Consider the following 8,357-nt stretch of genomic DNA (forward strand, 5'->3'; position numbering starts at 1 on the left):
GATTGTTTTTTAAGATTCAGCATAATAACGGATCACTCCTCGAACGCCTCGCCCGAAGTGACAGGCAGGGTGGGGGTCTAAACACAAAGACTTGGGTGCAGCGCCCTGCGGGAAGCAGCGGGGGTGCGGCGTAAAACGCGGCGGTCCGGACAGGCCATAGCCCTGTGCGTCCGCCGAGATAGTCCCAGCCTAGAGGCCTGTGATTGCCGTTTGATGGGGAACAGGGCTCCTAGCTCTCATTGACGTGCCGGTTGCATTTCGCCTGATACCGCTTAAGTCGCTCCCAGACACTCTGAAAGGCTGACAGATTTTCTCATGAGGGTCTTTAACTTCTCATTTTCGTTGCTTTTATGACCTTGCCGGAGGGTGTGGGCCGTCCGGCGGCGTGCCCGGCCTTGCTGGTCGCCACAGCCATCTACCAGGGGTCTGTGGTAGATGGCCGGACCGGTTGGCCAGTGCGGACATCAGCCGACCGGAAGTCGCTCTGAACCTTTTGAATTTGGACGGCGTACCTGACAGTAAGCCGCAGGACGAACCGAAACGACGCGGCTGTCGTTGTCCGGTTCCCTGCAAATCAGCGGCAAAGCCCACCTATACACGCGCCTCTGCCCCGAGGAGATTCAGCATGAATGCCACCCCCATTGCCCCAAACACTGCTCGCCCCCCGCGCTTCGGTCTGACGCGTACCCGCCTGCTGGCCTCTGTCGGTGTGGTGGTGCTCGGCACAGCGGCGGGCTACGCCGCCCTGACGTACCTGGGACGCGGCCCAGCGCCGATTGTGGTGACCGATACCTCCGGGGCGGCCACCTTCAACTTCCGCGTCACCGGCATCCCGGTGCCCGGCAAGATCGAGGGCATCAAACCCGATCTGACCTTCTCGCCCGGCAACCTGGCAACCACCACCGGCACGGTCAGCCTGGGCCTGAACAAACTCGACACCGGCATCGCGCTGCGCGACAAGCACGCCGGGGAGTTCCTGGGCGTGGCCGAGCACCCCACGGCTCTGTTCACCCTGAACAAACTCAACGTCGCCAAGTCCATTCAGCCGGGGCAGACGCTCAGCGGCACGGCTCAGGGCACACTCGAACTCAACGGAGTGACCGTGCCGCTGACGTCGCCGATTACCCTCAGGGAAGCGGTGGACGGCTCGGTCATCGATGTCAGCACTGCCTTCAACGTCACCTTCGCCGCCCACAAGATCTCGATTCCCGGCGCGGACCCCCAGACCGACGTGAAGGTGCTGTTTCGCCTGCCGCTGCGCTAGGGTCTGCTCCGGACACTCTAGTGAGAAGCGCGGGTTTCCCGACTGGAGGGCCGGTTCGCCCTCGTTTCCTCACATTCCTTGCTTCACAGGAGAATTCATGACCCCACCACCCACCCCGATGCCTCCAACCTCCGCTCTCGTCATCGGTGCCGGGCAGGCCGGAGGACCGCTGGCGGGCGCGCTTGCCAAAGCAGGCTGGCACGTCACGCTAATCGAGCGTGAGCATGTCGGCGGGACCTGCGTCAACGAGGGTTGCACGCCCACCAAGGCCATGCTCGCCAGCGGCCAGGCGGCCCACGTCGCTCGCCACTCCGAAGCGCTGGGCGTGCGGGCTGGGCAAGTCACCGTCGACCTCGGCCAGATCGTGGACCGGGTGCAGGGCATCGTCCGCGACTTTCGCAGTGGCAGTGAGGCGGGCGTGAAGAAGTCGGGCGCGGCGCTCCTCTCCGGCCAGGCCCGCTTTACCGGCGTGCGCGAGCTGGAAGTCAGCTTGAACGACGGCGGCACCCGGACGCTCAGCGCCGACTACGTGTTCATCAATGCCGGAGCGCGGCCCCGCTGGCCCGAATTGCCGGGTCTGGACGGCGTGGGCGCGATGACCTCCAAAGACATTCTGCTGCTGCGCGAGCTGCCCACGCATCTGCTGATTCTGGGCGGCGGCTACATCAGCCTCGAATTCGCCCAGCTGTATGCCCGACTGGGGAGCCGGGTCACGGTCATCGAGCAGGCCGGGCACCTGATCGAGCGCGAGGACCCAGACGTGATGGCGGCCCTGCAAGACGTGCTGGAGGGCGAGGGCGTAACGTTCGTGCTGGGCGCCCAGCCGCTGGGCGCCCAGCGGCTGGGGCGTGAAACCAGGCTCCGGGTCAAGCAGGGCGGCCAGGAGCAGACCCTCTCCGGCTCGCACCTACTCGTCGCCACCGGGCGGGTACCCAACACTGACACCCTCAACGTGGAGGCGACCGGGGCCAAGCTCGACCCGCACGGCTTTATCCAGGTGGACGACCACCTGCTGGCCGCCGAGCGGGTCTATGCGCTGGGCGATATCAAGGGCGGCCCGGCCTTCACGCACATTTCCTACGACGATTACCGCATCGTGCGAGACGCCCTGCTGCACGGCCAGGAGCGCAAGGTCAGCGAACGGCTGGTGCCCTACACCCTGTTTACCGATCCGCAACTGGGCCGTGTCGGCATCGACCGTCAGCAGGCCCGAAAGCTGGGCCGCTCCACCCGCGTCTATACCCTGCCGATGAGCAGCGTGGCCCGCGCCATCGAGACCAACGCCACCGCTGGGCTGATGCGGGCGGTGGTGGACGATGCCAGCGATCAGCTGCTGGGTGCGACAGTGCTGGGCATTGAGGGCGGCGAGGTGATGAGCGCCCTGCAACTGGCGATGATGGGCCAGCTCACGGCGACCACCCTGCGCAACGCGGCGCTAGCCCACCCGACGCTCTGCGAGTCGATCAACAACCTGTTCATGGGTGAGCCGGAGCGGCTGATGGGCCAGGGCTAGAGGCGCAGCGGCAGCTCAGGGTCGGCAGGTCGGTCATTTAAGGTGCGCTGCTGGCCTCGCTCTGGGGCGGCTCGGTGGGCAGCGCGCCCCACTGGCTGATGATGGCTGCCGCCACGTCGCGGTAGATCGGTGCGGCCAGCATCGAGCCGTGGTACTCGTACCTGGCGCCGTGAACCATCACGGCGATGGTGATGCGCGGCGCGTCCGAGGGAAAGAATCCGGCGAACACGCTGTCGTAGATGGTCGCGCTGTATCTGCCGTTCACGACCACCTGGGCGGTGCCGGTTTTGCCTGCCAGATCGTAGCCCTTGATGCCTGCTGCGCCGGGGATGCCGTCCCTGATCACATTTCTGAGCAGGGTGTGAATGGTGTGGGCCGAGTCCACCCGGACCACGTTGCGGCTGACGCCCGCCGGTTCGCTCATCACCAGCCGGGGCGAAACATAGCGTCCGTCATTGGCCAGCGCGTTGTAGGCGGCGGCGAGTTGCAGCGGCGTGGCCGACATGCCCTGCCCGAAGGCGTTGGTGATACGCACCAGATCGTTCCACTTGCCCACCGGCTGTAAGGTGCCGCTGGCGGTGATCATGGTGGGTAGATCCACGTCCTGCCCAAAGCCGAAGGCGTGCAGGTAGGCGTAGAGCTTCTCGTTGGGGAAGTGCTCGACCACATGCGACATGCCGACGTTGCTCGAATAGCGCAGGATGCCCTGGGTGTTGAGCGTTCTGGGATGGTCCACCGCGTCGTGAATGGTGCTGCCCCAGCGGCCTCCGACGAAGCGCTGCATGGGGGTGTCGTAGGTGGTGCCCGGGGTGGTCAGGCCCTCGTTGAGTGCGGCGGCCACCGTCAGGCCCTTGACGGTCGAACCCGGCTCGAAGCGGTCGAGAAAGGGCCGGTTGCGCCGCGCCGCGGGGCTGAAGGTCTTCCAGGTATTGGGATCGAAGGGCGGGTAGCTGGCGGCCGCGATGATCTTGCCGGTGCGGACTTCCATGACGACGACCGAGCCGTACTCGCCCTGGTGCTCCTGCACGCCCTTGGCCAGCACGTTCTCGGCGGTGGCCTGGATGGCCGGATCGAGCGTCACGGTCACGTTCTCCCCGGCGGAGAGTTGGCTGTTGTAGGCGGCTTCCAGGCCTTCCAGCCCGTCGGTGACGCCCATCATGCCGATGACCTGCCCGGCCAGCTTGCCCTGCGGATACATCCGCTTGCCATCGACCGTGCGGGCCAGCGCCGTGCCCGACTCGGTGACGATGCTACCCCGGCTTTGCAAGACCGCCCGTTTGATGTTCTGCGGCAGCCCCCATTCGAGCTGGGCGTAGGCCCACACCAGCGACATGAAGGCCAGCAGCGCGATGACCTGGATGATGCGTGAACGGTTACGAATTTTCAGTTCCATGTCGGTGTCACCGGGTTGAGTTTGAAGGTCAGGCTGTCGGTTATTTCAGGTCGTGCGGGGCCGTAGGCGCGCAGGGCTTGGCGGAGAAGAGCTGCAAAGAGAGCAGTGTTCACGGTGTGCTGTTGCGAGGTGCTGCGCTTCACTGCGACCTGTTCTGCGCTGGTGGTTGGGAGCTGGGTTGCGGTGGGGAAGTGAGAGCAGGGCTTTGCGGCTGGGTAGCCGGGTCCGGCACACTCCAGCGCGTGCTGACCTGAAACGAGGTGTCGTCCGGGGGCGGCTTGGGCAGGTCCGGAAGCACCGAAATCTCGGCGCTGGTCTTGGTGGCCTGGGCATAGGGCACCATGCCCTGCGCGGCGGCCCACTCCAGCACACGCGGGCCGGTGGTCAGGGTCTGGACCTCGAGTTCGAGGTGGTCGCGCTCGTTTTGCAGTTCGAGCACGCTGGCTTTCAGCTCGCGCAGGTGCGGGTAGGTTTCGCGCGTGGCGTAGCGCAGGCCCAGCAGCGCGGCGGCCAGCAGCACATAGAAACTGGTGTAGCGCAGCGCCCTGGCCCGCCACACGCTCAGGCTGGCTTGCAGCGGCAGTGGACGACTCACGATCCATCTTCCAGCCGTTTGCGGGCGGCGCGCAGTTTGGCGCTGCGCGCACGCGGATTGCGCGCCTGCTCCTCGTCGCTGGCCTCGACGGGGCGCTTGGTGAGGGCCTCCAGATCGTCTCGCCCCTTCAAAAAGCGCTTGACGATGCGGTCTTCCAGGCTGTGAAAGCTGATGACGGCCAGGCGGCCCCCCGGTGCGAGCAGGTCAGCCGCCGCGTCAAGGCCGCTGCGCAACGCACCGAGTTCATCGTTGACGTGAATCCTGAGCGCCTGGAAGGTGCGCCGGGCCGGGTGAATGCCGCGGGCAAAGCCGCCGGGGTAAGCCCGCTTGATGATCTCGGCGAGTTGGGTGGTGGTGGCCACCGGTGCCTGCTCGCGCGCGGCTACGATGGCGCGGGCGATGCGGCGCGAATGGCGCTCCTCGCCGTACTCGAAAATCAGGGCGGCCAGTTCGTCGGTGGGCGTCGCGTTGACGACCTCGAAGGCGCTCTCGCCTGTCTGACTCATCCGCATGTCCAGCGGCGCTTCGGTGTGGTAGCTAAATCCCCGCTGGGCGTCGTCGAGCTGAAAACTGCTGACGCCGATATCGAGCAGCACGCCGTCGACTCGGCTGACACCGTGCTCGGCCAGGAGAGACACCATGTCGCGGTAATTGCCCTGCACGATGGTCAGGCCCTCGAGTTCACCCAGCCGCGAGAGGGCGTAGGGGTCCTGGTCGATGCCGTAGACCCGCGCGCCCGCCTTGAGCAGCAGCCGAGTATGGCCCGCACCGCCCAGGGTGCCGTCCGCGAACACCTCGCCGGGCTGGGGGTCGAGCGCTTCGAGCACCTCGGCGGCCAGCACCGGCAGGTGCGAGAGCGCGCTGGGATGCTGGTCGTCAGGGAGGTCGGTGGGGTGAGGTTGGTCCGGTGAATCGCCGGTTGAGATGGGGCGGGGCGGCGGAGCGCGGCGGGAAGAAGATTTTGTCGGCACGGCGAGGTTTCCTGACGCGGCGCTAGGCCACGAAATTGATCAGTAATTCGGGATGCGGCGGATTGTCCTGCACCGCTTGGATGGCGGCGTCCCAGCGCTGCGGACTCCACAACTCCAGGCGTCCGGGCGCACCGGCCACCACCACTTCGCTCTCCAGACCAGCGAAATTCCGCAGTGGCGGCGGCACGGTCAGGCGACTCTGGGCGTCGAGCCGGGCCTTGCTGGCCCCGGAATAGAAAAACCGCACGAAGGCCCGGCTGTGGGCGTCGGTGAGCGGCAGGTGCTCGAGTTGCTCCTCGACGCGCTTCCAGCCGGACAGTGGAAACAGGTAGAGGCAGCCTTCCATACCGCGCGTCAGAATGACCCCGTCCTCGACAAATTCGCGAAAAGCCGGTGGCATCACCACACGGCCTTTGTCGTCTATCGCGTAGGGGTATTCTCCGAACGGCAAGGGGCTGCTCTCCTTAAAGTGAAAGACAAGAAAGAACGGGAAATCGAGTTGGGCAACTTCTGGGACCATTTCCCACCCGGCTCAAGTCAAACATGCGCCTTAAATGAGCCAGGAACTGCGCCCACAGCATTCCGAGCCGGATAAAGCGAGTGTAACACCGGCTACCACGTTTTACCACCGCTTCCCACTTTTTCCCCGAAAGCTGACGTACATCTCCCCGGCTTCCCACCTGATCTGGCTTTTCTGAACGCTGCCGCGCCCGGCGTGGGACATCCGACGCTGCCGCCAGCGCTTAAACTGCGCCCATGACCGATCTCAGCAGCACGGTGCAGCGGGTAGAGACGACGCCTGGATTCAACCCAGCTCTCGGCGGCGCACTGCTGGCCGCAGCGGCGGTGGCGCTCGGCGCGTTCGGCGCTCACGCCCTGAAAAGCGCCATCAGCCCGGAAAACCTGGCCGTCTTCGAGACCGGCGTGCGCTACCAGATGTACCACGGTCTGGGGCTGTTGGTGCTGGGCGCGTACCCGCAGCAGCGTCGGGGGCCGATCTGGCTGCTCTCAGGCACGCTGATCTTCTCGGGCAGCCTCTACGCGCTGGCCCTGAGCGACGTCAAGGTGCTGGGGGCCATCACGCCCATTGGCGGGGTGCTTCAACTCGTCGGTTGGGGCCTGGTGGCGCTCGACGCACGCCAGCGCAGGCCGTGACTGAATGTCTCACCGCGCCTTATCTGGCCGTGAGACAATTCGCTCTATGACTGCTCCGACTCCGCCCACGGTCCCCACCAAGCCGCCACGCAAGAAAGCGGGCGTGCCCAAGACCGTCTGGGACCTGCTGTTTACCCTCATCATCCCGATTGCCATTCTCAGCCCCAACATTCTGGGCAGCGGGATCAGTATCAGCGAGCAGGTATTCGGCGGCGGCGTGACCGGTAACGTGCGGGCCTACCTGCTGGCCGCGCTGATTCCGGTGGTGTACGTGCTGGCCGACCTCGCCATCAACCGCACGGTGAGCGGAATTGCCCTGCTGGGCGGCGTGGTGGCGCTGGTGCGCGGAGCACTGGCCTTCTGGTACGTGGACGGTGGCCCACTGTTCGCTCTCAAAGACAGCGTGCCCTCACTGCTGTTCGGGCTGCTGGCGCTGGGGAGCCTGCTGACAAAGACGCCGATCTTCCGGGTGGTTTTGGACGCATCTACCCTCACCGAGAGTCCTGAGAACCGGGCCGCCACCCAGCGGGCGCTGCACGACCCGCAGGTCGACGGCGCGGTGCGGTCTGCCACCGTTTCCTACGGCCTGGTTGAGCTGGTGTCGTCGGTAATCAACTACTTCGTGAACCTGTATCTGGTGGTCGGCAAATTCGGCTCCGACAGCTTCAATGCCCAGGTGGCCCAGGCCAACGCCGTGATGCGCATTCCCGGTCTGGTGCTGAGCCTCATCGGTGTGGGCGTGGGTATCTGGCTGATTCAGCTGGCGGTCAAGAAGCGCTACGGCAAAGAAGCCGACATCTTCTCGCCGGAAAAGCTGGCGCGCTTGCAGGAGGCGGCCGCCGAGTAGCAATGCATTGGACTTGTGGACGAGCTCAGGTTGCCTTTTCCCCAGCGCTCCAGACAAATTTGAGAGAATACTTGGCCTTCGTTTGCCATGAAGGTGATGTACTGTCAAGCCAACCAGGTAGAACATCTTGGTTTATAATAAGGAATGAAGCCTGATGAACTGCTATATGTGGTAAAGAGATTGCCTAGTCGTCTCCCTCTGAGGGATAAACTGGAAGGCAGGACAGGCGACGAAGCTTCTAAGGATAATATGGGATCTCGATATTCCTCTCAGCAAAGGCATTGAGAAGGTTGGCTAGAAAACTACGATGGGCCGGGTTACTACGGCCGAGCCAACCCTAACCGGGATGTTTGTTTCATCTATAATCATTTTCAGTGTCCTCCCGGCCTTCTGTGGCTGGCTGAAGCTCTTGAGGTAGACCAGGCGCTGCTTCTGGCTGGTCGTGAGGCTGTAGTATCGTGCACCGGCAATTTGGCTTCACAGTCTGGTGCCTTTCGTCGAATCGTACCTTGGGCTATATTAGAGCATTTGTCACAATAGAACCTGGGGATGGGCGTGTTTAAACCAGTGTTCGATATCCAAGCGTTTCACGGCGTCCAAAGCGCTGCCAATGGCGTTG

Annotated in this window: 8 protein-coding genes; 4 read left to right on the forward strand and 4 right to left on the reverse strand. The window is 64.4% G+C overall.

All coding sequences use genetic code 11. The features are described 5' to 3' along the window. Positions 1–625: 625 nt before the first annotated feature. Both GUI70_RS12880 and GUI70_RS12885 read left to right on the forward strand, forming a co-directional pair. Complete coding sequence (locus tag GUI70_RS12880; protein ID WP_161882710.1) at positions 626–1,264, forward strand: YceI family protein; 639 nt, start codon at positions 626–628, stop codon at positions 1,262–1,264. Between the two features lie 97 nt (positions 1,265–1,361). Continuing rightward, entirely contained in the window at positions 1,362–2,777 is a 1,416-nt protein-coding gene (locus GUI70_RS12885; protein WP_237724890.1) for a mercuric reductase, read from the forward strand. A 37-nt stretch (positions 2,778–2,814) separates the two neighbouring features. Here the strand turns inward: GUI70_RS12885 and GUI70_RS12890 are convergent, their stop codons facing one another. The 4 genes from GUI70_RS12890 to mraZ form a co-directional block, all read right to left on the reverse strand. Next, the gene (locus GUI70_RS12890; RefSeq protein WP_161882711.1) at positions 2,815–4,170 is read right to left on the reverse strand and encodes a peptidoglycan D,D-transpeptidase FtsI family protein; all 1,356 of its coding nucleotides are present in this window, start codon (positions 4,168–4,170) and stop codon (positions 2,815–2,817) included. Between the two features lie 139 nt (positions 4,171–4,309). Beyond that, the gene (locus GUI70_RS12895; RefSeq protein ID WP_161882712.1) at positions 4,310–4,765 is read right to left on the reverse strand and encodes a hypothetical protein; all 456 of its coding nucleotides are present in this window, start codon (positions 4,763–4,765) and stop codon (positions 4,310–4,312) included. Next, complete coding sequence (rsmH, locus tag GUI70_RS12900; RefSeq protein ID WP_237724893.1) at positions 4,762–5,613, reverse strand: 16S rRNA (cytosine(1402)-N(4))-methyltransferase RsmH; 852 nt, start codon at positions 5,611–5,613, stop codon at positions 4,762–4,764. The genes GUI70_RS12895 and rsmH overlap by 4 nt, the downstream gene beginning before the upstream one ends. A 145-nt stretch (positions 5,614–5,758) precedes the next feature. Continuing rightward, a complete protein-coding gene (gene mraZ / locus GUI70_RS12905) occupies positions 5,759–6,187 on the reverse strand; it encodes a division/cell wall cluster transcriptional repressor MraZ (RefSeq protein ID WP_161882713.1) in 429 nt (142 codons plus the stop codon). 305 nt (positions 6,188–6,492) lie between these two features. On the opposite strand from mraZ, the gene GUI70_RS12910 reads away from it, so the two are divergent. Together GUI70_RS12910 and GUI70_RS12915 are read left to right on the forward strand one after the other, a co-directional pair. Continuing rightward, positions 6,493–6,891, forward strand: a complete 399-nt coding sequence (locus tag GUI70_RS12910; RefSeq protein ID WP_161882714.1) for a DUF423 domain-containing protein — start codon at positions 6,493–6,495, stop codon at positions 6,889–6,891. Positions 6,892–6,937: 46 nt separating this feature from the next. After that, entirely contained in the window at positions 6,938–7,738 is an 801-nt protein-coding gene (locus GUI70_RS12915) for a VC0807 family protein (protein ID WP_161882715.1), read from the forward strand. Positions 7,739–8,357: the final 619 nt, after the last annotated feature.

This window comes from Deinococcus alpinitundrae, from assembly GCF_009982895.1.
In the GTDB taxonomy this organism is placed as follows: domain Bacteria; phylum Deinococcota; class Deinococci; order Deinococcales; family Deinococcaceae; genus Deinococcus; species Deinococcus alpinitundrae.

Coding starts and splice junctions, on each gene's coding strand:
- GUI70_RS12910 (WP_161882714.1), top strand. CDS start 6,493: ATGACCGATCTCAGCAGCACGGTGCAGCGGGTAGAGACGACGCCTGGA.
- GUI70_RS12890 (WP_161882711.1), bottom strand. CDS start 4,170: ATGGAACTGAAAATTCGTAACCGTTCACGCATCATCCAGGTCATCGCG.
- GUI70_RS12915 (WP_161882715.1), top strand. CDS start 6,938: ATGACTGCTCCGACTCCGCCCACGGTCCCCACCAAGCCGCCACGCAAG.
- GUI70_RS12885 (WP_237724890.1), top strand. CDS start 1,362: ATGACCCCACCACCCACCCCGATGCCTCCAACCTCCGCTCTCGTCATC.
- GUI70_RS12880 (WP_161882710.1), top strand. CDS start 626: ATGAATGCCACCCCCATTGCCCCAAACACTGCTCGCCCCCCGCGCTTC.